The sequence below is a fragment of the Thermoactinomyces sp. FSL K6-2592 genome (genome assembly GCF_038006465.1).
In the GTDB taxonomy this organism is placed as follows: domain Bacteria; phylum Bacillota; class Bacilli; order Thermoactinomycetales; family Thermoactinomycetaceae; genus Thermoactinomyces; species Thermoactinomyces vulgaris.
This window is the reverse complement of record NZ_JBBOVH010000001.1, coordinates 139,258-165,907: the sequence shown is the minus strand read 5'-3', so window position 1 is coordinate 165,907 and position 26,650 is coordinate 139,258. Positions and strand designations below refer to the sequence as shown.

At 48.2% G+C, this 26,650-nt stretch carries 24 protein-coding genes, 1 other RNA gene and 1 pseudogene; 19 read left to right on the top strand and 7 right to left on the bottom strand.

Going from position 1 to position 26,650, the window contains the following annotated elements; genetic code table 11:
• Window positions 1–90: 90 nt before the first annotated feature.
• Entirely contained in the window at window positions 91–522 is a 432-nt protein-coding gene (locus tag NYE37_RS00940) for a hypothetical protein (RefSeq protein WP_049720773.1), read from the top strand.
• 17 nt (window positions 523–539) lie between these two features.
• Window positions 540–1,172 carry a TetR/AcrR family transcriptional regulator gene (locus tag NYE37_RS00935; RefSeq protein WP_049720774.1) on the top strand — a complete coding sequence of 211 codons (633 nt, stop codon included), beginning with the start codon at window positions 540–542 and terminating at the stop codon, window positions 1,170–1,172.
• A 99-nt stretch (window positions 1,173–1,271) separates the two neighbouring features.
• Here NYE37_RS00935 and NYE37_RS00930 read toward each other — a convergent pair whose 3' ends face one another.
• A complete protein-coding gene (locus tag NYE37_RS00930) occupies window positions 1,272–2,477 on the bottom strand; it encodes an ROK family transcriptional regulator (protein WP_049720775.1) in 1,206 nt (401 codons plus the stop codon).
• A gap of 349 nt (window positions 2,478–2,826) precedes the next feature.
• Here NYE37_RS00930 and xylB point away from each other — a divergent pair, with 349 nt between their 5' ends.
• From xylB to NYE37_RS00910, 4 genes are all read left to right on the top strand, one after another.
• On the top strand, window positions 2,827–4,332 hold the full coding sequence (xylB, locus tag NYE37_RS00925; RefSeq protein ID WP_049720776.1) for a xylulokinase: 1,506 nt from the start codon (window positions 2,827–2,829) through the stop codon (window positions 4,330–4,332).
• Between the two features lie 24 nt (window positions 4,333–4,356).
• Window positions 4,357–6,435: a beta-glucosidase family protein gene (locus tag NYE37_RS00920; RefSeq protein ID WP_340711717.1), complete on the top strand. Its 2,079-nt coding sequence runs from the start codon at window positions 4,357–4,359 to the stop codon at window positions 6,433–6,435.
• Window positions 6,436–6,511: 76 nt separating this feature from the next.
• Window positions 6,512–7,888: an MFS transporter gene (locus NYE37_RS00915; protein ID WP_037997743.1), complete on the top strand. Its 1,377-nt coding sequence runs from the start codon at window positions 6,512–6,514 to the stop codon at window positions 7,886–7,888.
• Window positions 7,889–7,901: 13 nt separating this feature from the next.
• Window positions 7,902–8,933: an aldose epimerase family protein gene (locus NYE37_RS00910; RefSeq protein WP_049720778.1), complete on the top strand. Its 1,032-nt coding sequence runs from the start codon at window positions 7,902–7,904 to the stop codon at window positions 8,931–8,933.
• 35 nt (window positions 8,934–8,968) lie between these two features.
• Here the strand turns inward: NYE37_RS00910 and NYE37_RS00905 are convergent.
• A pseudogene (locus NYE37_RS00905) lies at window positions 8,969–9,136 on the bottom strand (helix-turn-helix domain-containing protein); the annotation flags it as partial.
• A gap of 21 nt (window positions 9,137–9,157) precedes the next feature.
• Between NYE37_RS00905 and NYE37_RS00900 the strand changes: the two are divergent.
• The gene (locus NYE37_RS00900) at window positions 9,158–9,367 is read left to right on the top strand and encodes a BCCT family transporter (protein WP_340712040.1); all 210 of its coding nucleotides are present in this window, start codon (window positions 9,158–9,160) and stop codon (window positions 9,365–9,367) included.
• A 155-nt stretch (window positions 9,368–9,522) separates the two neighbouring features.
• The gene (locus NYE37_RS00895; protein ID WP_062843303.1) at window positions 9,523–10,509 is read left to right on the top strand and encodes a glycerophosphodiester phosphodiesterase family protein; all 987 of its coding nucleotides are present in this window, start codon (window positions 9,523–9,525) and stop codon (window positions 10,507–10,509) included.
• Here the strand turns inward: NYE37_RS00895 and NYE37_RS00890 are convergent.
• Both NYE37_RS00890 and NYE37_RS00885 read right to left on the bottom strand, forming a co-directional pair.
• On the bottom strand, window positions 10,506–10,982 hold the full coding sequence (locus NYE37_RS00890; protein WP_062843200.1) for an SgrR family transcriptional regulator: 477 nt from the start codon (window positions 10,980–10,982) through the stop codon (window positions 10,506–10,508). The genes NYE37_RS00895 and NYE37_RS00890 overlap by 4 nt on opposite strands.
• 176 nt (window positions 10,983–11,158) lie before the next feature.
• Complete coding sequence (locus NYE37_RS00885; protein ID WP_131470951.1) at window positions 11,159–12,031, bottom strand: YitT family protein; 873 nt, start codon at window positions 12,029–12,031, stop codon at window positions 11,159–11,161.
• 859 nt (window positions 12,032–12,890) lie between these two features.
• On the opposite strand from NYE37_RS00885, the gene NYE37_RS00880 reads away from it, so the two are divergent.
• From NYE37_RS00880 to NYE37_RS00850, 7 genes are all read left to right on the top strand, one after another.
• The gene (locus NYE37_RS00880; protein WP_037996527.1) at window positions 12,891–13,358 is read left to right on the top strand and encodes a MarR family winged helix-turn-helix transcriptional regulator; all 468 of its coding nucleotides are present in this window, start codon (window positions 12,891–12,893) and stop codon (window positions 13,356–13,358) included.
• On the top strand, window positions 13,355–14,017 hold the full coding sequence (locus tag NYE37_RS00875; RefSeq protein WP_037996529.1) for an HlyD family secretion protein: 663 nt from the start codon (window positions 13,355–13,357) through the stop codon (window positions 14,015–14,017). Before NYE37_RS00880 ends, NYE37_RS00875 begins: the two co-directional genes overlap by 4 nt.
• Window positions 14,018–14,040: 23 nt before the next feature.
• A complete protein-coding gene (locus NYE37_RS00870) occupies window positions 14,041–14,676 on the top strand; it encodes an HlyD family secretion protein (RefSeq protein ID WP_037996530.1) in 636 nt (211 codons plus the stop codon).
• A gap of 38 nt (window positions 14,677–14,714) precedes the next feature.
• A complete protein-coding gene (locus NYE37_RS00865) occupies window positions 14,715–16,277 on the top strand; it encodes a DHA2 family efflux MFS transporter permease subunit (RefSeq protein WP_049720783.1) in 1,563 nt (520 codons plus the stop codon).
• A 49-nt stretch (window positions 16,278–16,326) separates the two neighbouring features.
• Window positions 16,327–16,854, top strand: a complete 528-nt coding sequence (locus NYE37_RS00860; protein ID WP_037996532.1) for an NAD(P)H-dependent oxidoreductase — start codon at window positions 16,327–16,329, stop codon at window positions 16,852–16,854.
• 43 nt (window positions 16,855–16,897) lie between these two features.
• Window positions 16,898–17,278 (top strand): hypothetical protein, encoded by a 381-nt coding sequence (locus NYE37_RS00855; protein WP_037996534.1) that lies wholly within the window; start codon window positions 16,898–16,900, stop codon window positions 17,276–17,278.
• 279 nt (window positions 17,279–17,557) lie between these two features.
• Window positions 17,558–18,367 (top strand): lipoate--protein ligase family protein, encoded by an 810-nt coding sequence (locus NYE37_RS00850; RefSeq protein ID WP_037996535.1) that lies wholly within the window; start codon window positions 17,558–17,560, stop codon window positions 18,365–18,367.
• A gap of 170 nt (window positions 18,368–18,537) precedes the next feature.
• Here the strand turns inward: NYE37_RS00850 and treR are convergent, their stop codons facing one another.
• The 3 genes from treR to NYE37_RS00835 are packed head-to-tail and all read right to left on the bottom strand — an operon-like array spanning window position 18,538 to window position 22,546.
• Window positions 18,538–19,248 carry a trehalose operon repressor gene (treR, locus tag NYE37_RS00845; RefSeq protein ID WP_121874259.1) on the bottom strand — a complete coding sequence of 237 codons (711 nt, stop codon included), beginning with the start codon at window positions 19,246–19,248 and terminating at the stop codon, window positions 18,538–18,540.
• Between the two features lie 11 nt (window positions 19,249–19,259).
• Complete coding sequence (gene treC, locus NYE37_RS00840) at window positions 19,260–20,951, bottom strand: alpha,alpha-phosphotrehalase (protein ID WP_084712962.1); 1,692 nt, start codon at window positions 20,949–20,951, stop codon at window positions 19,260–19,262.
• Window positions 20,952–20,968: 17 nt separating this feature from the next.
• Window positions 20,969–22,546 (bottom strand): PTS transporter subunit EIIC, encoded by a 1,578-nt coding sequence (locus NYE37_RS00835; protein ID WP_138614818.1) that lies wholly within the window; start codon window positions 22,544–22,546, stop codon window positions 20,969–20,971.
• 193 nt (window positions 22,547–22,739) lie between these two features.
• Between NYE37_RS00835 and ffs the strand changes: the two genes are divergently transcribed.
• From ffs to NYE37_RS00815, 4 genes are all read left to right on the top strand, one after another.
• An RNA gene (ffs, locus tag NYE37_RS00830) (signal recognition particle sRNA large type) lies at window positions 22,740–23,004 on the top strand.
• Window positions 23,005–23,317: 313 nt separating this feature from the next.
• Entirely contained in the window at window positions 23,318–24,460 is a 1,143-nt protein-coding gene (locus tag NYE37_RS00825; RefSeq protein ID WP_049720789.1) for a two-component system sensor histidine kinase NtrB, read from the top strand.
• Window positions 24,461–24,598: 138 nt separating this feature from the next.
• The gene (dnaX, locus tag NYE37_RS00820; protein WP_037996555.1) at window positions 24,599–26,308 is read left to right on the top strand and encodes a DNA polymerase III subunit gamma/tau; all 1,710 of its coding nucleotides are present in this window, start codon (window positions 24,599–24,601) and stop codon (window positions 26,306–26,308) included.
• A 13-nt stretch (window positions 26,309–26,321) separates the two neighbouring features.
• Window positions 26,322–26,633, top strand: a complete 312-nt coding sequence (locus tag NYE37_RS00815; RefSeq protein WP_037996542.1) for a YbaB/EbfC family nucleoid-associated protein — start codon at window positions 26,322–26,324, stop codon at window positions 26,631–26,633.
• The last annotated feature ends 17 nt before the right edge of the window (window positions 26,634–26,650 follow it).

Sequence of the window (26,650 nt, the reverse complement as noted above, 5' to 3'; positions counted from 1 at the left end):
TTATTGACATCCGGATCACTTGATGATAAAAATTGATTGAACGACCAATCAAAAATTAGATTATACAATCAAATTTTGAGGGTGGGTATCGTGCAGATCCAAAAAGGAGAAGAAAAAGCTTATTTTTTTGTTAGTATAGGACTGAGTATCCTTGCGTTTTGGTATTTATGGCATCACTTTGCCGGAGTGGAAGAAAAAACGGTGATCACTGTTTATGATTACTGGTATGTTTGGATCCGGCCCGTGATTATCGGGATTGTCGGGATCATTACTTTGCTTTCGGCCGTGCTGTTTTTATTTCGTCATCCTGTTGCGGCCGTGCTGTTTCAAAGCGGGATTTCCCTGATCGTGTTCATTCTGGTGGCGAACTTGGTGGTTTTGGTCATCCGGGGGGGTCATCACTTGATTCAGGGAGGTGCCCGGCCGGTTTTGGAAGGGGTGGTCCGGGAGCCGCACAAAGTATTTTTGGTTCCGGTGATTATCCTTGTGTTGTCCATTATGAGTGCCATCAGGAAAAAATAACCTGAGAGGTGAATGCGATGCAAAAAGATGAACGGGAAAAAGGAAAATTATCCTTTATTCAAGAGGCGAGACGGGAACAGATCATTCAAGCCGCCATTGAAACACTGGGGGAGATTGGATATGTGAAAGCCAGCTTGTCCAAGATCGCCAAAAAAGCTGGCATTTCCACCGCTCTGATTTCTTATCATTTTCGGGATAAGGAAGACTTGATGTATCATGTGTTGATGAAACTGATGGGGGATTTGTCTGCTTATGTTTTGGAGAGGGTTCACAAGAAAACAACCCCCTTGGACCAGTTGCATGCCTTCATTGAAGCCAGTTTGGCTTACCAGGGAACACACCAACAGAAAAATGTGGCTTTGATTGAAATCATTTTTAATGGCAGAACACCAGATCATATTCCTTATTATCTGCTTGGTGACTCAGAAGAGGATCCTCTTCTGAAGGAGCTGCGGAATATTTTAAGGGAAGGGCAGAAAGAAGGAGTTTTTGGAGACTTCCATTTGGATGTGATGGTTCACGTCATTCAGGGATCAATCGGAGAATACATGCTGGATTCAGGTCTCATGCAAAAAGTGGATTTGGAAACATACAGCCGGGAACTGATCCGGATCCTCGATCAGACTGTCAAAGCCGGCGGGGAGGATTGAAACTGCAAGGTCCGTTTCCGATGTCGTGAAGAGGAAAAGAGGGGCTGTCACGACTTCAACCGGCTTTCATCAAAAGGGGAAAGCCGGTTTTGATGCTTTTCAGGTGAAGGAGAGGGATTCCATTTCCGTGATCTTTTGATTGGAAAAGAAAGCTGAAATGGCAAACGAAGCGGCGCCAAGGGCTGTCGAATCATCTTTCAGCTTGGAAAAGCGAAGGCGGGTTGGGAAGGGATGATGGTTGGACAGCCGCTCTTCCAAAACGCGTTCAATGGGGTTTTTAATCCAGGGTTCAAAGCGGGCGATCCGGTTTCCGATGATCATGGCTTCGGGATTGAACGTATTCATGACATTGGTCAGGCCGATGCCGATGTATTCTCCCAAAGTGTTCAACAGTTGAATGACTTCAACGTTTCCTTTTTGGGCTTCGGTGTAAAGAACATCCAAATCGGCTTCCGGATGTCCTTCCGGGAGGTTCCGTTTGGAAGCCGCATTTAAAAGGGCGCTTTCCGATGCATATAATTCCCAGCAACCGCGGTTGCCGCACGAGCATTTTCTGCCCTGAAAGTCGATGGACATATGTCCCATTTCCCCGGCAATCCCCGTAAAGCCCCGATAGAGTTGATGGTTGATCACGATCCCCGTTCCGATCCCGATGCCGATGCTGATATACACTGAATTGGCAATGTGTTTGCCGGATCCGTACAACTGTTCCCCGTGGGCGCCGGCATTGGCTTCGTTTTCGATTTTGACCGGAATGTGGAATTTTTCTTCCATCACTTGTTTTAAATCCACGTTTTTCCATTTCAGATTGGGGGCGAATAAAATTTGTCCCCCGGAATCAACCAGTCCCGGGACCCCGATGCCGATGCCGACAATGCCATACGGGCTGTCGGGAGCTTTTTGGATAAGGTTCTCCGTGACGGCCGTCATTTGGTCCACGACCGTTTCCAGCCGGGTTGACTTTAATTTGCTCGTGGTTTTTTCGACGATATTTCCGCTTAAATCCGTTAAGATTCCCGAGAGATAGTTCACGCCGACATCCATGCCGATGGCGTAACCGGCGTGATGATGAAAATAAAGCATTACAGGCTTCCGGCCGCCACTGGATTGGCCGGCGCCGATTTCTTTGACGAAGGATTCTTTCAACAATTCGGCAACCATGGTGGACACCGTGGCTTTATTCAAACCGGTTTCTTTGGAAATTTGTGCCCGGGAGATCGGGCCTTTGTTTTTGATGGTGTGGAAAACAACGGATTTATTGATCTGTTTGACCAGGTTTTGATCACCGGTTCTGAGTGCTTTCATTTCTTTTTTCTCCTTACTGCAACCTCTGTTGTTGAAATTTTATCATACTCCATGGTTCGGTTCATGCGCAATGATTGTTTATGGTTTATACAAAGTTATGCTGCCAACCGCCGTGGATTTTGTATTTTATTATATATAGAAATTATATATTTGGATATATTCTTATTTTTATTGACAACGCTTTCATCAAAGTGTTAATCTTAGTTTAACAATTAAACAAAGTTTCGCTGAGTGTGGGCTGGAAAGGTTTCCGGGATGTCAGGAAATTCCGTCAAATGACATAATATTCTTTCTAAATTTGTGGTTGAAAGAAACCTGCAGGCAACATGGAGACAGGAGCTGGTTCAATATGAAATATGTCATCGGTGTCGATTTGGGGACGAGTGCAGTCAAGCTTCTTCTGGTCAACAAGCCGGGGGAAGTGGTATTACAAGTCTCCAAATCCTATCCGCTGATTCAGGAAAGGTCCGGGTGGAGCGAACAAAACCCGGATGATTGGGTGAAGGCCACCATCAGCGGATTAAAAGAGCTTTTGCACCAATTTGCGGGGGATCCCGAAGACATTGAGGGGATCAGTTTTTCCGGGCAGATGCACGGCTTGGTGCTGCTGGATGAAAACCTGGAAGTGCTGAGAAACGCCATTTTGTGGAATGATACGCGCACGACGGAAGAATGCCGGGAGATCGAAGAGCGGGTGGGCAAAGAAAGGTTGCTCGAAATCACCAAAAACCCGGCCTTGGAAGGGTTCACCTTGCCGAAACTCCTCTGGGTGAAAAAGCATGAACCACATTTGTATCAAAAAGCCGGCGCTTTTGTCCTGCCCAAAGATTATGTGCGCTTTAAGCTCACCGGGAAACTTCATATGGACTATTCCGATGCGGCGGGCACCCTTTTGATGAATGTGCCGGAAAAAACATGGAGCCGGGAAATCGGGGAACGGGTCGGGGTGGACATGCGCCTGTGTCCGCCACTTATTGACTCGGTAGATGAAGTCGGTACGGTCACACCGGAAATCACAAAAGAGACCGGCTTGTCGCCGGCGACCCGCGTCTTTGCCGGAGGGGCGGATAATGCCTGCGGCGCGATTGGGGCCGGAATTTTAAAAGAAGGAAAAACGCTTGTCAGCATCGGGACTTCCGGAGTGGTTTTAACGTATGAAAAAGACGGAACCAAAGACTTTGGCGGAAAAGTCCATTATTTTAACCATGGCGCCCCCGATGCGTTTTACACCATGGGCGTCACGTTGGCCGCCGGGTACAGTTTGTCCTGGTTGAAAGAGGTCTTAGCCAACGACGGGGATTTTGACGAACTGTTAAACGGGATCGACCGGATTCCCGCCGGGGCGGATGGCCTGCTGTTTACCCCTTATATTGCCGGGGAACGAACACCGCATGCCGATGCCTTGATTCGCGGAAGTTGGATCGGACTGGACAGTTCGCATCAAAAGGAGCATTTGGTCCGTTCCGTGTTGGAGGGAATCACCTTTTCGCTGAATGAATCCGTGGAAATGTTTCGTGCAAACGGCAAAAAGGTGGATCAGGTGATCTCCATCGGCGGCGGGGCCAAAAATGAAACATGGCTGCAAATGCAGGCGGATATTTTCGGGGCCAAAGTCGTGAAACTGAAAAGCGAACAAGGCCCGGGGATGGGAGCGGCCATGCTGGCGGCTGCCGGATGCGGCTGGTTTGAATCGTTATCAGAATGTGCGGAGCAATTCGTCAAAGAGGAACGGGTTTACGAGCCGATTCCGGAAAACGTGAAAAAATACCGGCAACTGTTTCGGATCTACCGGGAAATTTATCCGGCTACCAGCGGACTGAGCCGTCAATTGCAGGCATTCCGCCATGGAGGATGATCTTTTAAAGAGGAGGATGCGAAGGTGAAGGCAGACAAAGCATACCGGTTATCTTTCACCGAAAAGGCCAAGGAAATCGTCAGCCAAATGACCTTGGAAGAAAAAGTGTATCTGATGAGCGGGAATTTGACGAGAGAAGACTTGGTTGAGGAAGACAAAAAAGGCATCCGCTACAATGAAGTTCCTTATGAAGCGGGTGGGAACCGACGCCTGGGCGTGCCGGCCGTCAAGTTTGTCGACGGGCCGCGCGGGGCGGTGTCGGGAAATCGAAGCACCTGTTTCCCGGTTTCCATGGCCAGAGGGGCGACCTTTGACAAAGACTTGGAAGAAAGAATCGGACAGGCGATCGGGAAAGAAGTGAAAGCACTTGGCGGGAACTTGTTCGGGGGAGTTTGCATCAATCTTCCGCGCCATCCCGGATGGGGAAGGAGCCAGGAGACGTACGGGGAGGATTCGTTCCATCTGGGGGTGATGGGCTCTCACCTGGCCAAAGGAGTCCAGAGTGAAAACGTGATTGCCTGCGTCAAGCATTTTGCATTTAACAGCATGGAAAATGCCCGGTTTACGGTCAATGTGAAAGCGGACGAGCGCACGGAACGGGAAGTGTATCTGGCCCATTTCAAAGGCGTGATCGACGCCGGGGCGGCTTGTGTGATGAGTGCTTACAACAAATACCGGGGAACGTATTGCGGACATCATGATTATTTGCTGAATCAGGTGCTCAAAGGCGAATGGGACTTTGACGGATTTGTGATCAGCGACTTCTTGTGGGGAGTCCGGGATACGGTTGAAGCGGCCAACGGCGGGATGGACATCGAAATGAACGCTGTGAAATACTTTGGCGAAAAATTGGTGGAAGCGGTCAAAAACGGCCAAGTTCCCGAAAAGAAAATCGATGAAGCCGCCGTGCGCATTGTCCGGACGCTTCTGGCTTTTTCGGAAGCGGATGAAAAAAAATACGGCGAAGAGGTTGTCGGCTGCAAAGAACATGTTGCTTTGGCGCTGGAAGCGGCGGAAAAGTCGATGACCCTGCTGCAAAACAAGCATGAGACGCTTCCATTTTCCAAAGAACGTTGCAAGCGCATCGCAGTAATCGGCCGGCTGGGGAGCAAAGAAAATACGGGCGATCATGGTTCCAGCCGGGTTTATCCCGAATATGTGGTGACACCGGTGGAAGGAATCCGGCGAATTGTCCCCGGTGCCGAAGTGATTTTTGATGACGGACAAGACATCGGGCGGGCCCGAAAATTGGCCGCCACGGCGGATGCGGTCATTTTTGCGGTGGGCTATGACCATGATGATGAAGGTGAATATATCAACAATGCTCAGGATGACAGCGGATTGTCCGCCATCGGTGCCGGGTTTGATGCGGTGGGCGGAGACCGGGTCCGGTCCTTGGGGCTCCATGAAGAAGAGATCCGGTTGATTCAAGCCGTGGGGCCGGTGAATCAAAATTCTGCAGTCGTTTTGATCGGCGGGAACATGATCATGATCGAGGAGTGGAAAGATTTCGTTTCCTCCATTCTGATGGCTTATTATCCGGGGATGGAAGGCGGAACTGCGATTGCCAAAACGTTATTCGGCGATGTGAATCCCGGCGGAAAGCTGCCGTTTGTTGTCCCCAAAAAGGAGAGCCATCTCCCACCGGTCGATTGGGAAGCCGATGAGATTGTCTATGGATATGACCATGGTTATGTCAAATTGGAAAAAGAAGGGGTCGAACCGTCTTTGCCGTATGGGTTTGGCTTGTCTTACACCACGTTTGATCTGTATGATGCCGGGTTTTCCGCCGGCGACGGGTGGGTCACTGCCAGCTGTACGGTCAAAAACACCGGAAACCGGGCGGGGGATGAAGTCATCCAGATGTATGTCGGATTCAGCCAGGCCAAAGTGGACCGGCCGGTGAAAGTGTTGCGCGGGTTTGAACGCGTCCGCCTTCAACCGGGAGAGGCCAAAAAAGTGGAGATCCGGTGCCCCGTTGATAAGCTGAAGTGGTTTAATCCCAAAACCCGCCAGTGGGAGCTGGAGCATATGGAGTATGAAGTCTATATCGGAAACAGCAGCCATGAGCGGGATTTGATCAAAGGCAAGGTCACGTTGTGATTCTTTTGCGCGCGGAAAAGGCCGGACGGGTCTTTTCCGTGTCCCAACCAAAATTTAAAGTGTTTGGGGGATTTGTATGGAACACATCAGGGAGTACAAACCGAAGGCCGGGGAAACCCCGAAGTTGACAATGCTGGAGAAACTGACGTTTGGGATCGGGGATTTCGGTGCCAATTTCAGTTGGACCTTCATCGCTTCGTTTATCACGATTTACATGACGGATACGGTGGGGATTCAAGCCGGGGTGATCGGAACGATTATTTTGATTGCCCGGATTTTTGACGGCTTCACGGATCTGTTCATGGGAAACATCATTGACCATACCCGGACAAAAATGGGGAAAGCCAAACCGTGGGTGTTTTGGACGGCTCCGGTTCTCGGAATCCTGACATTCATGTTGTTTCATGTGCCGGATGATATCAGTGATATTTGGAAAATTGCTTATATTTTTACGGTTTATCTTTTAATTTCTGCGGTTTTTTACACGGCGAACAATGTCGCTTATGCTTCGTTGACCTCATTCATGACCAACCGTGAAAAAGACCGTGTCGCTTTGGGAAGCATCCGGTTTATTTTCGCCAATGCGGCGGTATGGATTATCACCACGTTCACCACCGTGTTGGTCGGAACATTCGGCGGCGGCCAGCAAGGTTGGACCGTCACCGCGGCCATTTACGGGATGCTGTGCGCCGTTCCCCTGATGATCACCGGTTGGTTTGTCAAAGAAAGAAATGTGGCCAAAAAGAAAAAAGCAGAAACCAAAACCTCTTTTTTCCCGACCATGAAGGTGCTGTTTACCAACAAATACTTTATTCTGGCTTTGATTTTGTACTTGTTGTGGTATCTGCGCCAAACGGAAACAGGGGCAAGAATTTATTATGCGTCTTACATTTTCCATCAGCCGAATCTGATGGGCGTCTTAAGCACAGCCGGATTGATTCCTTTGCTGGCAGGACTCTTTTTTGCCCCGTATGTGGTAGGCAAATTCGGAATGAAAAAAAGCGCCTGTTACGGGTTGTTGATTTCAGCCGCCGGGTCCTTGATCATGATGGTGTTTTCCGAAAATTTAATCGCCTTGATTATCGGCATTGTGATCAACGCCATCGGATTGGTTCCCTTGCAGGCAGGGCTGAGTGCCATCGTGGCGGATGTGGGGGATCTGGTTTATTGGAAATCCGGCGTGCCGGTTCAAGGCTCGGTCTTCAGCTTGACCAGCGCCGGCATGAAAATCGGACAAGGACTCACCTCCGCTCTGGTCGGTTGGGCCCTGCAAATCGGAGGGTACGTGGCCAATGCCGGCGTCCAGTCGGAAAGTGCCGTTTTCGCGATCAAGTCGATGTTTATGTATTTTCCGTTCCTCGTCATTCTCTTGATGCTCGGGGTGCTCATGTTGTTGGATTATGAGAAAAAAATGCCGAAAATCAGACAGGAAATTCAAAGCCGAAATCATTGAGGGAGGGAATCCGGTGCATGTTCAAACCATCCGGCTCCACGAAAAATGGAAAAAATTCATTCTCCAAAACAGGGAAGGAATTGAAATCCATGTATTAAATTATGGCGGGATCATCCAAAAAATCATGGTCCCAGATCGCTTTGGCAAAGTGGAAAATATTGTTTTGGGATATGAAAAGGAGAAGGATTATGAGACGGATCCTTATTATCTGGGGGCGTTGATCGGGCCGGTGGCAGGCCGGATCCAAGGGGCCGAATTTCAATGGAATGATCAAACATTTAAACTGGAAAAAAATGAGGGGAACAATCATTTGCACGGCGGATCGCAGGGGTTTCACCAAGTGATTTGGGAAGCGGAACCGCTTCAAACACCGGAGGGTGTCGGCGTGAAGCTGTGTTATGAAAGCAAAGACGGAGAAAGCGGATATCCCGGAAACGTCAAAGTAACGGTGATCTATTGGCTGAACCGGAAAAATGAGTTGGTCATGGATTATCAAGCTGTCACGGACCGGACGACCCCGGTTACCTTGACCAACCACTCCTATTTTAATTTGTCGGGGAACTTGAAGGATACCGTTGAAAACCACCGGGTGCGGATGAATGCTTCCCGTTTTGCGGAATTGGACGAAGCGTTGCTTCCGACGGGAAGAATCCTTTCCGTCCGCCAAACCCCGTTTGATTTTGGGCAGGGACGAAATCTGAAAGACGGTTTTACCGGCAGCCATCCGCAAAACCGGATGGTTGGCGGCGGATATGACCACTATTTTTTCTTTGCTTCCAACCCGGGATGCGTGTCAGTCGAAGAAATAAAAAGCGGCCGGATGATGCAAATCATTACAAACCAGCCGGGGATGGTCTTGTATACATCCAATCAGATGAAAAAGGACCGGATGCTGGCGGGGGGATGGTCGAGAAAATATTTGGGAGTTTGTTTTGAAACACAAGCATCGCCTGCCTCCTTGCATGATCAGAGGTTTCCGTCCGTGCTTTTAAAGAGGGATGAAGTTTACCGCAAAAAAACGGTTTTTTCGTTTGGAATCAAATAGTGGCAGATGGCGTGGCCCTAACGGGCCGCTTTTTTTTATTTCTGATTCAAAACCATTCCCGTGGTCCACAGTTTGATACTCAGGTCAAGCAGAAACAGATCATCGGGATTTTCCAGGGACCGTCCGGTCAACGATTCAATTTTGCGCAGACGGTACACCAGGGATTGCCGGTGCAAATTGAGGGCCCGGGAAGTTTGGCTGATTCGGCAACATTTGTGCTGGGGATGATGACATCCGGCGCGAACTCCGATCCTTCCATCCTGTGCCGCTTCATTTGGGGAATGTTGATGGCCGCCATCACGGCCGTTCTCATCATCAGTAGCGGCTTGGAAGGATTGCAGACCGCCGCCTTGATTTCAGCTCTTCCCTTTACAATCATATTGATTTTGATGAGTTTTTCCCTGATCAAATCCTTAAGGCAAGAGAAAGGTTAAGGTTGTGCGCGGAAAGGAGAAAACACCTTTCCGCTTTTTGCTTGAAAAAGGGGACAAAAGCGGGGAAAGAAGGATCTTTTTTTATTCAGCCGGCCGGCTATGATAAACAAAGGAATCATTCAACCGGACGATGCACAGGAAAGGGTGAAAGGGAATTGGCAGGAATCAAAAAAAGCAAGCGCAAATGGATTTGGATTCTTGTGGTTCTTTTGCTGTTCGTCTCTTTGGTTTATGTCAACAACACTTCTCTTTTGGCAAAACCGCGTTCTGGCGATCCGTATCTCATGGCTCATCGCGGGCTGGCACAAACCTTTGACTTGGAGGGGGTGGAAAATGACACCTGCACCGCCGAGCGGATCCATCCGCCGGAACATTCTTATCTGGAAAACACGCTTCCTTCCATGCGTGCGGCTTTTCAGGCCGGAGCGGACATGGTCGAACTGGATATTCAGCTGACCAAAGACCATCAGTTTGCCGTGTTCCATGATCATATGCTGGAATGCCGGACCAATGCCAAGGGGAAAGTACGCGATTATACCATGGATGAACTGAAGAAATTGGATGTGGGGTATGGTTATACGGCCGATGGGGGAAAAACGCATCCCTTTCGCGGGAAAGGCGTCGGCTTGATGCCGTCACTGGACGAAGTGCTTCAGGCCTTCCCCGGAAAAATGCTGCTCATTCATGTGAAAAGCAATGATCCCCAAGAGGGAATCGTGCTTGCAGAAAAACTTAAATCGCTCCCTGCAGACCGCCTCCGTCAATTGGCGGTGTATGGCGGAGACCAACCGGTGGAAGAATTGCAAAAACAGCTTCCGGAGCTCCGCACGATGAGCAAAGCATCATTGAAAAGTTGCCTGCTTTCTTATCTGGCCGTGGGTTGGAGCGGTTATGTCCCGGCAAGTTGCCGGCAAACCCAGATTCATATTCCGGATGAGATCGCTCCCTGGCTGTGGGGATGGCCTGACCGGTTCCTGGAAAGGATGGACCGGGTGGACACCCGGGTGATTCTGGTGAAGGGAAGCGGCGGCTTTTCAGATGGATTTGACCAAGCCGAAGATGTATACCGTCTCCCCGAAGGTTACAACCGGTGGATCTGGACAAACCGGATTGATCGCATGGCCCCGCTTTTTAAGGATTAATCATTTCGTTCCACCAGATACCATTTTCCGGTGGAAGAAGCGATCATGGTCGGTGTCACCGGAAAGGGATGTTGTTGAAACCCGTTGATTTCATGAAGAGGAATTCCGGGAAAGCTCAAGTGACGGAGCAGTTCGCGATAGCACTGCTCGCGCACTTTTGCCGGGATTCCTTCTCTTTTGATCCAGCGGACGGCTTCCCGGAATTGTCCTTGTTGAATCAAAAATTGTATGTATAAAGGGAATACATGGTGTAGCGGCCGTCTGAATTGCAACTTGGAGCGTTTGCCGCGCCCGCCGCCCGGTTTAAAGAAGATCAGTTGGTCATCCACCATTTTTCGCAACAACCGTTTTACGTTGCGGGTGGAACAACACAAGACCCGGGCCAATTCGTTCAAACTGACATAAAACGATTGATGACAACGGTACTCTTGATATTGAAGTCTGAGCAACAAATAATACTCGATGATATTCATGCCATCACCTTGGTGCCAATCGGTTTGTTTGAAATCATCTTAACGGAAGGGCCGGAAATTTACCACCTGAGTTCCCGGGCTCATCCACCGCGGAGGGTATAAATGGAGACGTGCCCTCCGGACACGCCTCTTTATCCCGCTTTTCAATAACCTGATCGCCTCTGAATTTTTTCCTCTTAGTGAATATCTCTCTTTTTAAAGGAACCGCCCTGCACATCATGGATGTTTCCGGTGGCCAAAAATGCATTCGGATCAATATCCTCGACAATGGATTTTAATTTCGCTTCCTCCAGCCTTGTGATGATACAAAAAATCACTTTTTTGTTTTCTCCGCTGTAGCCGCCTTCCCCGGCCAAATAAGTGACACCGCGTCCCAAACGGTTGGAAATCGCTTGGCCGATGATTTCGATTTTGTCACTGATGATCCAAACGGATTTCATTTCTTCAAAACCTTCAATGACGATGTCAATCATTTTAACAGCGATGAAATAAGTGATCAAAGAGTACATGGCACGATCCCAGCTGAAGACAAAGCCGGCGCTGCTCAAAATGAACAGGTTGGCGAACATCACAATTTGACCGACGGAAAAAGGAACTTTCTTATTGATGAGGATGGCGAGGATTTCCGTTCCGTCCAAGGAACCGCCGTACCGGATGACCAGACCGACTCCGACTCCCAGAATAATTCCGCCAAACACGGCGGCAAGAAGCGGATCTTTGGTTACAGCCGGAATGGAATGGAATAAGTTGGTAAACACGGACATCACAACAATCCCAAACATGGTGGAAAAAGCAAAAGTTTTCCCGATTTGCTTATACCCCAAGAAAAGGAACGGAAGGTTAAAAACGACTAACAACAATCCAAGATTCCATTGGGTTAAATGAGAAATGATGATCGAGATACCGACAATGCCGCCGTCGATAACCTGATTGGGTACGAGGAAAACTTCCAAACCGAGCGAAAACAAAAAGGCACCGACCAAAATAAAGAAAATTCTTTTGATAGTATTTAACCAAATCAACTTTCTCGGCTTTTCCATTTGTTCCATTTCATTGGAAGAAGTTAATAACTCCATATGATTCACAACCCCTTTTTGACAGTGTGTTATCCAAGAGGGGATCAGGTTACAAAAAAGGGGAATGGCGAGGTTTTCAATTTCTTTCCATAACAATGATTCTTTAATTATATCACAATTATTTCATACGTGTTTTAAATATTTAAATGTCTAAAAATTAAAACCAATGTACAGAGGATGAAACCGGAAGGCGGTTCGGTTTTTGGGCTCCAAGATCATCCATTAATAAAGCGGTTTTTTTCGCACAAAATATGCTTGATATGGATGGAAATGGTTGATCTCTCCCTCTTTTTTTGGATTATCCCGAAAAAACAAAGATTATTCACTTATCATTATGAATATATCCAATAAACAAAATAAATTGTTAAATAAAAAATAAATTATTCATATTCATATTAAAACAAATTGAAGCGAATGGGAAGGTGGCTGAATAATTTTCCATATGAATTAATTTCGTTCTTTTCCTTTTGAAAAAAGCAGAAAACGATTGGATTCAAACGAGAGGATAGAAAAGAAATAAAAAAAGAGGGTTTTTATTACAAGATAGAAAATAAATATTTAAACGTGGTTTCCAACAAAACCCTGCAAAAGAGAACAATTCCTCCAATCCATGTTTTTCCTTTTATGTGGCACCGGAAAAAAGAGATCCAAATCATTTGATGATGTGATTGACTTTGAAAGGTTGATATTTTATGATATGAATCATTCGGTCATCGAAGTAATTTTGGATGGTTGTTGAACATCTTGTGACGCATATTGACTTATGCAGGTTAATATTTTATTGTATTAATCATTCGATAATCGAAACATCATTTCCCTGGGGGAGGTGATTGTGATTCGTGATGATCAAATGGACAATTTGATTGGCCTGTTTCACCAAATAATGGCGCTCTGTCACCTCTTGCTGCGGGAAGAATTAAAAAAACATCATTTAACTTTTTCCCATGCGCTGGTTCTTCATTTTCTCAATGTCAAAGGAGCCTCCCCGCTGGTGGAGATCAGCAAGCATCTGGATATACCGCTGAGTTCACTGAGCGGAATGATCGGGCGTTTGGAAGAGATGGGTATGGTTTTGAGGAAACGGGATCAGAAAGACCGGCGAATCGTACAGATCAGGCTGACGGACAAAAGCCGGGAGATGATTGATGAACTCTCCGACTCCCAGAGAAACAAGATTTATGCGCATGTCAAAAGGTTGAATCTTTCTTCTGAGGAAATGGAGCGATTCATTGAAAATATGCAAAGGTTTATCGAGGGGGTACACGAAAACCGGTTGGAGAAAGGAGGGACAAAGCATTGAAGCGTGCGGTGAACAACTTGATTTTGGTCCTTTTTGTGCTGGGGATGGTTATCGGTGCGGGATACTATCTTACCAATCAATCCCTTTATGTGACCAGTGAAATTGCCCAAGTGACGGCAGAGATGGTTCCGGTTTATCCGGATCAGGCCGGTGTGCTGAAAGAGTGGGCGGTTGAAGAAGGGGATTCCGTGGAAAAAGGTCAGATCCTGGGAACGGAGACGCTTCTGCAGTCCGGCCGGCCGTCTGACGAGGAATCCGATGCTCCGTTGACACAATCCATTACTTCGCCATATTCGGGTGTCCTTGTCAAAAGCAATGCCGTTCCCGGAAAGGTGGTCAGACCGGGACAACCGGTTGCGATGGTTGCCGATTTATCGAACAAATACATCGTTGCTTACATTGATGAGACAGAAATCGACCGGGTCAAACCGGGCAAAAAAGTGGACATTACGGTGGATGCTTTCAAAGACCGCATTTTTAAAGGAAAAGTGCAAAAGATTGGTTCGACGGCCGGGGATTTCACCAATCCATCGGCAAGCACGGACAGCCAAAATGAAAATAAAAAGGTTCAGCGTGTTCCGGTACAAATCGTCTTTGATGACCAAATCAACGTGAATTTGATGCCCGGAATGAATGCTGAGGTGAAAATACAGTCTTAAATCAAGGGGAAAGGTGATGGCTCATGAAAACAGGACGTCTTGTTTTGACGAATGCGCTTGTGTTCCTTATTATCATGGGATTGGGAATTGGCGGCTATTACTTCTATTATATGAAATCCAATTATATTGAAACCGAAGATGCCCGGGTAAAAGGGGATTTGATTCCGGTGGCTTCGGTCGGAAACGGAAAGTTGGAAGAATGGAAGGTTGAAGAAGGGCAACAAGTGAAAAGCGGTCAGGTTCTGGGGAAAGTAAACACCGGACAGCAAACCGTGGACATTCAAGCTCCGATGGACGGAACCATCGTGAAAAGCGATTTTTCTGAGGGGCAAATGGTTGCCGCAGGCCAAACCTTGGTCCAAATGGTGGATTTGAACAAACTTTACATTGAAGCGAACATCGAGGAAACCGAGATTAAAGATGTAAGTGTCGGACAAGAAGTGGACATTAAGATCGATGCGGAAGAAGGCACCAAAATCAAAGGAACGGTGAAGAAAATCGGAAAAGCGACCAACTCCGTCTTCTCCCTGTTGCCGCAACAAACCGCCAGTGGTGATTATACCAAAGTGGTCCAACGCATTCCGGTGGTCATTGAAATGGAAAGCTATCCGGATACCGTGGTGCCGGGTATGAATGCAACGATCCTCATTCATAAATAAGTTGATTTAAACAGATTTGTCAGGAAAGGAGGAAAAGAATGAGTGCGAATCAAAATACAGCGGACGGCGGCGGATTCCGACAGCATTTGCCGCTGATGATCGTGATTATGCTGGGAATGTTTTTGGCGGTATTGAACCAGACTTTGCTCAATGTGGCCATTCCCAGTTTGATTAATGAATTCAATGTGACGGCAAGCACGGCACAATGGTTGCTCACTGGTTATATGTTGGTCAACGGGATTTTGATTCCCTTCTCCGCTTATTTGGTTGACCGTTACGGAATCCGGCGGCTTTTCATCGCTTCGATGGTGTTTTTCACAGCAGGTTCACTCATCTGCGGGCTGGCCGCCACGTTTTCCATGATGTTGATCGGTCGTCTGATTCAGGCGGTTGGTGCCGGAATCCTGATGCCGCTGGTGATGGTGGTGACCCTTCATATTTTCCCGCCGGAGGCGCGCGGAAAAGGAATGGGGCTGTTCGGGCTCGGGATGATTTTTGCCCCGGCCATTGGTCCCACGTTGTCAGGATGGGTCATTGAACATTACGATTGGCGCATTTTGTTTAACGGGATGGTGCCGCTTGGTCTGATCGTCATTGGTTTTGCATTCTTCCTTTTAAAAGATGGTTTGAGAAAAGAGACCAAGCCGCAATTTGATTTTTGGGGGGCCGTCACCTCTTCGCTCGGCGTCGGTCTGTTGCTGTACGGATTGAGTGAAGCCGGGAACAAAGACTGGGATGATCCGGTGGTGGTTTCCACCCTTGTGCTGGGTGTGTTCTTCCTTTATGTGTTTGTGCTGTTGCAAGTTCGTTCGAAAAAACCGTTGCTCGATTTTTCCGTGTTTAAATTTGATATGTTTACCCTGTCGAGCGTGATTAATGCGATTATCACCATTGCCATGTTTGCGGGCATGTTTTTGATTCCGATTTACTTGCAAAACCTGCGCGGCTTTACCGCTTTCGAATCCGGGTTATTGCTGCTGCCGGGAGCGATTATCATGGGGTTGATGTCCCCGATTTCCGGTGTGTTGTTTGATAAAGTGGGTCCCCGTCCTCTGGCGGTGATCGGGCTGTTGATCACCACGGTGACCACTTATGAATTTACGCATTTAACCCTGGAAACCAGTTATACTTGGATCTTGATCATCTATATGATCCGTTCTTTCGGAATGTCCCTGTTGATGATGCCGATTATGACGGCCGGTTTGAACCAATTGCCGGAAGAGATGAACGGTCACGGCACGGCGATGGCCAACACATCACGGCAAATCGCCGGATCACTTGGAATCAGTGTGTTTACGACGATCTTTTCCATCCGCACCCAATATCATTTAGGGAAACTGGCGGATCAAGCCAATATGATGGATCCGGCTTACAGCGATCATTTTTATTCGGCACTGAGCGGTTTTGCCCAAGCTGTCGGCTTGCCGGCGGAACAAGCACAAAGTTTGATGACCAGCACATTGTACGGGCAAGCTGCCCAACATGCTTCAGTTTTGGGAATCAATGATGCTTTTGTTTGGGCCACCGTTTTTGCGTTTATTGGTTTGATTTTGAGTTTCTTCTTGCGGGATGTGCGGAAAGACAAGAAAGTATCCGGTTGAATGGTTCCTGAAATTACTCGGAATGTCGTGGAAGGGAGAGAAGTGATTCATGAAGATTTATGTGGTATATGACAGTGAAAGCGGACATACGGAAAAAGTGGCCGCATCGATTGCAGAGGGCGCACGCGAAGTGGAAGGGGCGGAGGTGATCCTCCGTCACGTCAATGAAGCCGATGTGCGGGAGTTAAACGATGTGGATGCGATCATCTGGGGATGCCCCGGCCATTTCGGAACAATCAGTTCCGGATTGAAGTCATGGATTGACCGTTTGGGACATCTGTGGGCGAACGGAAAATTGATTGGAAAAGTGGGAGCGGTTTTCTGCACGACCGCAACCCTGCACGGCGGTGCGGAAATGACATTGTGGAATTTGATTACGCCGATGCTTCATAATGGAATGATTATTGTCGGACTGCCGAGTAATTTGCCGGAAAATGTCATGTTGGGCTCTTATTACGGATTGTCTGTGACTTGTCCGGTCACGGATGGGGAAGAAGATTCACCGGGCGAAAATGACTTGTCACTCGGAAGAGCATTGGGACGCCGTGTGGCCAACGTTGCGAAAAAGTTGAAGTAAAAAGTTGATATGCTTTAAACCCGGAACAAAAGGGGGGAGTCGATTGACTTTTTTGATTCTTTTTTACGGGGCGCTCATTGTTCTTGGCGGAATAGTGTTGTATGCCATCAATTCCCGTGCCGGGAAAAATGTTGAGGAAGAAGAGCAGGCGGGAACCGCGGAGGTCCCGTCCCAAAAAGAAGCGCCTCAAAACAATGAATCTCCGGCGAAAAAAGTGACCGGGAAAGAAACGGATTCCTCCGGATACACCATGACCGATGATGAGTATCGGGAAGCCTTGCGCAGAAGCTTGAAAAAACAAACAGATACGGAAACGAAAGAAGAGCCGCCCCGGGATCCCGACCGGTACAGTGACCAAGAATACCGGGAAGTTCTTCGTTCGATGCATAAGCAATTGAATCAAGATAAGGAATCCAACCGGTAAACGAAGTCCCGGAATGCACCGCCCTGTGAAATGCAGGGTGGTTTTTTATTAGTGTTCCCATCGGTTGCCGGTTTTATCCCTTGGTTGAAAAGAGGTTCACGGACGGGCACTTCATGCGGATTATTCAGGATGGTCATTCTTCCCATGGCGCCGGAAGGAGGAATGGGCTATACTTTTGGCTGGTTGGATTTGGATGGAACGATAACCGAAGGGAACCGGAATGCTGTGCATGAATGGGAAGCATGGTATTTTGGTTGAAAGAAAAAGGAGTACGAGCGAATGGGACAAAATGCGTACAAAAAGGTTCGGGAAATCATCGATACCTCTGCCGGTTTATTAACCGGCCAGGCTTTATATCCATTTGCGGTGGATGAAATTCTTTGCAAGGAAGTGGGAAGCGGCCATCTTCCCCCGGTGCTTCATATTTGGCGGCATCAAAATGCTTTTATCCTGGGAATCCGGGACCGGAAATTGCCTCATGCTGAAAAAGCGATCGGTTGGTTGGAATCACTTGGTTCCCGTGTGGGAGTCCGAAATTCCGGGGGAGCCGCTGTTCCTTTGGATCCGGGGGTGGTCAATCTTTCTTTGATTTTGCCTTCACCAAGGGGAAAAGTGGAAATCAAACAAGACTTTGAAATCATGTATCAGCTGATGCGGGAGTGTTTAAAACCTTTGGTTCCCCCCGTTGAAAAAGGGGAAATCGAAGGATCCTACTGCCCGGGGGATTATGATTTAAGCATTGACGGGCGGAAGTTTTGCGGCATTGCCCAGCGGAGACAGATCCGGGCCTTTGTGATTCAGGCATTTGTTCTGGTGGAAGGAAACGGAAAGGAAAGAGGAAAGAAAGCGAAACAATTTTATGATTTGGCGTCAGGCGGCGATTTCAGCGCGGATTTCCCCAAAGTGGAACCCGGCAAAATGGCTGCCTTGTCCGAATGGAACCAGGATCTGACCGTTGACCGGTTTGTATCGCGGGTCAAAGAAGTGGTTGGTGACGGACGGAAAAAGGAAAGACATGATTACGATCCGGTGTATGAAGGACCGGTTCGGGAAATGTTGACGAAGATCCAAACAAGATACGGAAAATGACAAAAAGCCACTCCGGTGAGGAGTGGCTAAACACGTAGGAAAACGCTGTGAAAAAGGGATTGGGTTATAATGAACCCGCCTGCTGCAGCACAGACGGATGCGAGAAGGTCTCGGGTCTCATATTATTATTCGGACCCGTTTTTGATTTTCTGTCCTCGCGGGCAGATTTTTTAATGACGCCTTGCAAAGTCGACAAAACGGAATTTTTCCGGCAGATGGCGGGATTCCGTGTATTGAAAAAGCGTGTTGTCCTCCAAAAAGACATAATTTCGGACCACCGCCACATAAGGCTCTTTTTGATGGTCAAGGAAGTTCCGGTCTTCTTCCGTAATGGGTTCGATGGTGATGACTTTTTTGGCAAAGCTGATGGAAAGCCCGCACTGTTTTTCCAGATATTCATAAATGGAATCTTGGCAGACTTCTTTGGTCAACTCGGGAACATAAGCCTGTCGGAAGTAATCCTTGTCCAAAATGATTTTTTCCCCGTCCACTTCACGGATCCGGACAACTTCCCAAACCGGTTCCTTGCGCTTTAACCCAAGTTCCGCGTGGATTGTCGGATCCGCCGGTTTTAATTCCAATTTCTTCACATGGGTCTTCCATTGTTTATTTAATTTGGAGAACAATTCTTTGAAACCGACCAATCCCGAAACCGGAAAGTCGTACCGGTGAATTCCCAACACAAAAGATCCTTTGCCTTTGATTTTTTGGATATAGCCGTTTTGGGACAACAAGTTCAGTGCCTTTCGCACCGTTTCACGAGAGGTTTGGTATTGTTTGGAAAGATCATGTTCGGAGGGAAGTTTCCCTCCGGGTTTTAACTTTCCTTTTTCGATTTGTTCGGCAAGTTCATGGTAAATGGTCAGATAAATGTTTCCCACTTTGTTTCCCCTCAATGATTGGTTTTCGTTAAACGGAAAACAAGGGATTCGTAAGGACGCAATGTCATTTCCCGGAAATGGTCCGGCGCATCCGGATAGTTGGAGAGCACCAATTCTCCTTTCCAGTCTTCCGGCACATGGGAAGACGGCAGATGCCAACGGGTGGAATGAGCAAAGAAATTATTGATGACGAGCCATTTTTCATTCCGGCCGTACCTCAGATAAGAAAAGACATCCGGGTGATCCAATTGAACGGGTTCAAAAGTGCCGTTGATCAAGACATCGTGCTCTTTTCGCAGCTGAATGAGACGTTTGTAATGATGAAAAATGGAGTTGTTGTCCTTTAAGGCTTGTTCCACGTTGATTTGCCGGTAATTCGGTGCAATGGGAATCCAAGGGGTCCCTTGGGTGAAGCCCCCGTGTTTCCCCGCTGTCCATTGCATCGGGGTGCGCGCGTTGTCACGGGATTTTTGCCGGATGATCCGCATCACTTCTTCCTCGGTTTTCCCCTGCTCCCGCAAAATGTGATACATATTCCTTGTTTCGACATCCCGGTACTCGTCGATGGACGTAAAATCCGGGTTGGTCATGCCGATTTCTTCCCCTTGGAAAATAAACGGGGTTCCATGCATCAAATACATGGCGGTGGCCAACATTTTGGCCGATTCTTTGTGGTATGGTCCGTCATTGCCGTAGCGGGAAACCACCCGCGGCTGATCATGGTTGCACCAAAACAAGGTGTTCCAGCCGCCGCCTTTTTGCATTTCCGTCTGCCAGGAAGAAAGGATTCGTTTTAATGCTTCAAAATCCATTTGGCCTGTTTCCCACTTCTTCCCGTCCGGATAATCCACTTTCAAATGATGGAATTGAAAAACCATGTTTAACTCGCGGTTGTCCGGACGGGTGTATTGAATGCAGTGCGGGATGGTCGTGGACGACATTTCGCCTACGGTCATGATATCATAGCGGGAAAAGACTTCCCGGTTCATCTCCTGCATAAATTCGTGGATGCGCGGCCCGTCGGTGTAAAATTTGCGGCCGTCCCCGGGAGGGACGGATCCGTCGTCATCGGGGAACCGCTGATCTTTGGAGATCAGGTTGATCACGTCCAACCGGAATCCGTCCACGCCCAGATCCAGCCACCAACGCATCATTTCGTAAATTTTTTGTCTCAGCTCCGGATTTTCCCAGTTTAAATCCGCTTGGGTTTCATCAAATAAGTGCAAGTAGTATTGGCCGGTTTTTTCGTCCCGTTTCCAAGCGGAACCCCCGAATTTGGATTGCCAATTGTTCGGTTCCTTTCCGTCCTTTCCGTCTTTCCAGATGTAATACGAACGGTACGGACTTTCTTTGGAAGATCGGGACGCTTGAAACCATTCATGCTCGGTGGAAGTATGGTTGACCACCATATCCATGATCAATCGCATGCCGCGTTGGTGCACTTGATGGAGAAGTTCTTTAAAATCCTCCATCGTTCCGTATTCTTCATGGATTTTGTGATAATTGCTGATATCATACCCGTTGTCGTTTTGCGGGGATTCATAAACCGGCGTCAGCCACAAAACATCGACCCCCAGCTTTTTCAGGTAGTCCAGCTTCTGAATGATTCCTCTTAAATCTCCTGTTCCGCTCCCTGTCGTGTCATAAAAGCTTTTTGGATAGATCTGGTAGACAACAGCTTTTTTCCACCATTCCGCCAACAAAAAAACCTCCTTGTAAGCTACATCAACTCTTGGATTTCTTCCTTGATAATGGATGATTTCGTTCCAAACACCGCCTGAATCCCGTCGCCTTTTTTGATGACACCGGCGGCGCCCAATGCTTTCAGACGGTTTTCATCCACTTTGTCAATTTCTTTGACCCCGACCCGGAGGCGGGAGATGCACGCGTCCAGTTTGACAATGTTATCTTTGCCGCCCAAAGCTTCCAAAATGAGAGCGGCTTGGCTGCTTGTGCTTTCTTTTTCTTTGCTTCCGGATTGGATGCCGATTTTTTCGCGGAACTCGTCTTTGGTGCGGAGACGGGTTTCTTCGTTATCATCTTCACGTCCCGGTGTTTTCAGGTTCATTTTTTGGATCAAAATCCGGAACGTGAAATAGTAAATAACCGCAAAGACAAGGCCGAGTCCGATGGTGACAAGCCATGCATTGGAGTGGTTGGGCAGTACATTGAACAAGATGAAGTCAATCAGCCCGGATCCGCCGGCAAAACCGCCGTGCATGCCCAAAGCATTGACAAGCCCGAAAGCGATGGCGGTCAAAACAGCATGAATGGCATATAACACCGGGGCAACAAACAGGAATGTGAATTCAAGCGGTTCCGTGATTCCGGTCAACAAAGCGGTGACGGCAGCCGCCACGATCAAGGATTTGGTTTTTGTTTTTTTGCCCGGTTTTGCCGTGTGAATGATGGCCAGTCCCGCAGCCGGCAGTCCGAACATCACCGGGATGAATTTCCCAGCGATGTAGGTGCCTCCGGTAATGGCAATCGACGGGTCACGCAGTTTGTCGATGACTTGGGAAATATAAACGTTTTGGTCCCCCACGATGCGGGCGCCGTCCAACGAAGTGTAAGCGCCGCCGATATCCGTGAACAGCAAGGGGGTGTTGTAAATATGATGCAAACCGAACGGGATGAGCAGTTTTTCAATCCCGCCGTACAACCCCACAATCAACGGGTTGGTATGGGTGGCAATATAGTTCCCCAAAACAAAAATCCCGTTTCCGACCGGCGGCCAGATGAAGTAAAGAACCACCGCAGACAAGATGGCCCCGAACGAAGAAACAATGGGAACCAGCCGTTCTCCGCTGAACAAGGAAATCGAATCGGGCAATTCCACTTTATGAAAGCGATTGTAAAGATAGGCGGTCAAAAAACCGATTAAGATCCCGCCGAACACACCGATTTGCATGGTTTCGATGCCAAGTTCGGTTCCCAGCAGTTTTTCGTTCAGGTTGATTCCGGTGATATCAATCAACGCCCCGAGGGTGGTATGCATGATGAAGAACGAAATCAGTGCCGAGAAACCAGCCATTCCTTTGCCTGTCCAAGTGACGGCAATTGCCACGGCGAACAGGACGGGAAGATTATTAAAAACGGCTTGTCCTGCCCGTTGCATCAATTCCCCGGTGACTTGCCAGCCGTTGCTGCTCAAGAAAGGAATCAATTCTTGAACATTGGGATTTAAAATCACACCGCCCAGACCCATCAAAATCGAAACAAGCGGAAGAATGAGAACCACGGCCATCATGGAGCGGCCGACACGTTGAAAAAAGTCAAAAGAGAAACCTTTCGCCATTATTTTCCTCCTATCCCCGTGTTGGAATCAGTCGCCTGTATATACAGGAAAGGGAATATAAAAAAATGAAAAGCCTTTCATTTAACCAAATTGTACTCCTGTCTATACAGGTTTGTCAATGGAGGAGGGAGGTTCCGGGAAATCCTGATCCTGCCATTGATTCTGACGCCAAGCTTGTGTTATGATGAATACACCGCGCTAGACGGGGAGGTAGCGGTGCCCTGTAACCCGTAATCCGCTATAACGGGGTTGACGCCTGTCCGAGGCGTGCTTTGTGCGAGGCTGGTCTGGATCATCCGTGTTGATGACCGGGTCCTGCGCAACGATCACTTCCGAACCGTGTCAGGTCCTGACGGAAGCAGCACTAAGGGAGACCGGTCGTGTGCCGCAGGGGTGCCTGGTCTGAGCTGATGGTTCAGGGGCCGCTCGGGCAAGACACGTCGGAGACAGGTGCGCGGTACATAGACATCTTTGAAAAACGCACCTTGGGCACAAGGTGTTTTTTTTAGGTTTTGAATGGAAAATTTTTTCTTAAAGAAGGAAGAAAAAGGTAAACAGCGAATAAAAAGGTAGAATTATTTGTGGCATGTTGCCCGTACACAGCAGGTTGTTGTCAAAAAAGATGGGAACTTCCCATTTTGATGTCGGTTGTTTGCGGTTGTGATGGGAGAAGTTGTTCACTTGTGGATCTCATGTGATTCCAATGAATCGTTCGTTGCAAAAAGTAAGCACGAAGGATAGAAGGGAAGCTTTTAATGTGGCGGTGCGAAGATGATGAATATGAACACAAAGGCGTTAGCAGGAAATGGAGATGGGTCAATCCATTTATACACATTTTATCCTGTGACACCCTATGAGCGTTTGGCCGTCCAGTTAATTTCAAAAATCCACTTGGGAGTTATCGTGGTTGATGACCGGTTGAATGTCGTGGAAATCAATCAAGCAGCAGCAAGGCTGTTGGGGCTGGAAAAGTCAAAGATGATGTACCGGTCGTTCCGGGATGCCGTGATTCAGCTGGGGTTGCCGAAAAAGTACAGGGAACGGTTGTTTTCGATTTTGCATTCCCGCAAAGAGAAACGGAAGCTGGAATTGGACTGGTGCCCGGACGGGGAAGAACCGCGGTGCCTGCTGATGCGGTTTCACACGTTTGAAGACAGTGAAAGCGGCTTGAAAGGGCAAATTTTGATGATTGAGGACCAAACCGAGATGCAACTTTTGAGGCAGCAGGTTCAGCAAAACAACCGTTTGGCGACCATCGGTCAGATTGCAGCCGGAACCGCGCATGAAATACGCAATCCCCTCACGGCGATCCGGGGCTTTTTACAGGTGATCGGGCACAAAATGAAGGAGAACGGGCAGCAGAAAGAACACGGGTATATCGATATCATGTTAAGGGAGATCAGCCGGATCAGCAGCCTTGTCGGGGAATTTTTGATGCTGAGCAAACCACGGCATTTAAACGTCCAATCCGTGAATGTGACAAAGGTCTTCAACGATATCCTGCCCATCATCAAAAACGAAGCACTTCTTTATAACATTGATGTGGTGACCAAACGGCAACTGACGACGATTCCGATGATTGAAGCAGATGGGGAGTTGTTGAAACAGGTTTTTCTCAATATTTCCAAAAATGCGATTGAAGCAATGAAAGATGGCGGCCTGCTGACGATTCGGCTCAAAACATATGAAAAAAGAAAACATGTGGTTGTGGAGATCATGGATACCGGTCCCGGAATACCACCTCATGTTTTGGAAAAAATATATGAACCGTTTTTTACAACCAAAGAGAACGGAACCGGTCTGGGACTTCCCATTTGCCGTCAGATTTTGCGGGAGATTGACGGAGAAATCAAAATTGAGTCCGGACCGAAAGGAACCAAGGTGAAAGTCTGCTTGCCGCTTATCAAAACATAAAACCCACTGCCGATAAGACGACGGATCTTTTCCCACAGGCAGTGGGTTGTTTCTTTTGGAAAAAAGGTTTCCAGTGTAGTATGATAGTAAAGACCATGAATATGCCCCGTTGAGGGGGAACAAGTTGGAGTGTTGGGTGTGTCCTATCGGGCATTGTATCGCGTTTGGAGACCGCAACGCTTTGAGGATTTAGTCGGTCAGGAACATGTGACAAAAACATTGATGAATGCATTAAGCGAAAAACACCTTACCCATGCTTATTTGTTTAACGGACCGCGCGGAACGGGGAAGACCAGCGCGGCAAAGATTTTGGCCAAAGCAGTGAACTGCGTTCACGGTCCGGCCAAAGAGCCTTGCAATGAATGCGAAGCTTGCCGGCGCATCACCGAAGGTTCCCTGATGGATGTGGTCGAAATTGACGCGGCATCCAACCGGGGGGTGGATGAGATCCGTGATCTGCGCGACAAGGTGAAATATGCGCCGACCGAAGTCCGTTACAAGGTGTATATCATTGATGAGGTTCATATGTTGACTACAGAAGCATTTAATGCGCTGTTGAAAACATTGGAAGAACCTCCGGAGCACGTGATTTTTATTCTGGCTACCACGGAGCCGCATAAACTTCCTCCAACGATCATTTCCCGCTGTCAGCGATTTACTTTTCGCCGCATTTCCTTTGAAAAGATCGTGAACCGTTTAAAAACGATCTGCCGGTCGATGGATATTTCCTTTGATGAAGAAGCCTTGATCTCCATTGCGCAAACCGCCGACGGCGGACTGCGGGACGCGCTGAGTCTCTTGGATCAAGCGCTGGCCTTCAGTGGGGATTCCTTGACCATTGAAGCGGTGCAAGCCGTGACGGGAAGTGCGTCGAGGGAGATGGTGCTTTCAATTTTCGTTGATTTGGCCGGACAGAAGATGCCTTCCGCCTTGCAAAAGCTGGAGGAGTGTATTGCAAGCGGCGTGGAACCGGAAAAGTTGATTCAAGATTTCATCCATGTTTGCCGGGACTTGTTGATGTATAAAACCGCACCTTCTTTGATGGAGCACGAAGGAAGAACACAGTGGATGAAATCGGTGGAAAAGGTTGCAGGGGAGTTGACACATCAACGTCTTTCCCGGATGCTGGATGTGTTGGTTCATTCCGAACAGCAGATGAAATGGGTGACCCATCCCCGCGTGTTATTGGAGATGGCCTTGGTCCGTTTGGCGGATGTTTTTGGAAGCGATCCAAAAAATGTGGAGCCGGATCTGGTGGCAAGGCTGGAAGAGCGGATCGAAAAGTTGGAAAGTTGGATTCGCCAGGCAAAAAACACCGCGGCCGTGAAGGAAGAAGCTTCCCCGGCCTCCGGGAACCGTCCAGGCCCGTCTTCTCCGGTTGTCAAATCTTCCGAACCGGCGTTCAGCCGGCAATGGTTGGAGAAGCTGTCCGGGAAACAAGGAGCCCGGATCAAAAAGATCTGGCCTGAATTGCTTCAACGGGTCAAAGAGGAAAAAATCACGGTTCATGCTTGGTTGATTGACGGTGAACCGGTCGGAGCCACCGATGATGCCGTGATCGTTGCTTTTAAAAGCAAAATTCACCGTGAAACGACGGAAAAGGAAAGCAACAAGTCTTTAATTGAAGGAATTCTTTCACAGATGACGGGGCAACGGATGCAACTGAAAACCGTGATGCTGGATGATTGGAAGAAACAAGCTTCCGCACAGAATCTTCCGGCTTCCGGTAACAAGAGCGGCCCGCAACCGGAACCGGAGTCTTTGCAAGAAGACATTGTGAAAAAAGCCGTGGATTTGTTCGGCGAAGAAATCATCAAAGTTTCCGATGAGAGTGAACCGAAAGTTTAGGAGGCGATGACGGATGCGGAACATGAATCAGATGATGAAACAAGTGAAAAAAATGCAGCAGGAAATGGCGAAAGCCCAACAAGAACTGGAGAAAAAGGAAGTGGAAGGAACAGCCGGCGGTGGTGTGGTCAAAGTGCGGATGAACGGCCATAAGCAATTATTGGGGATTGAGATTTCCCCGGAAGTTGTGGATCCGGATGATGTGGAAATGTTGCAGGATTTGATCACCGCTGCAATCAATGAAGCGATGAAACAGGCCGAGGAGCTGGTGGCCAAAGATTTAGGGAAATTCACAGGCGGTTTGAATATCCCCGGACTATTTTAAAGTGACCAGAGGTGGGG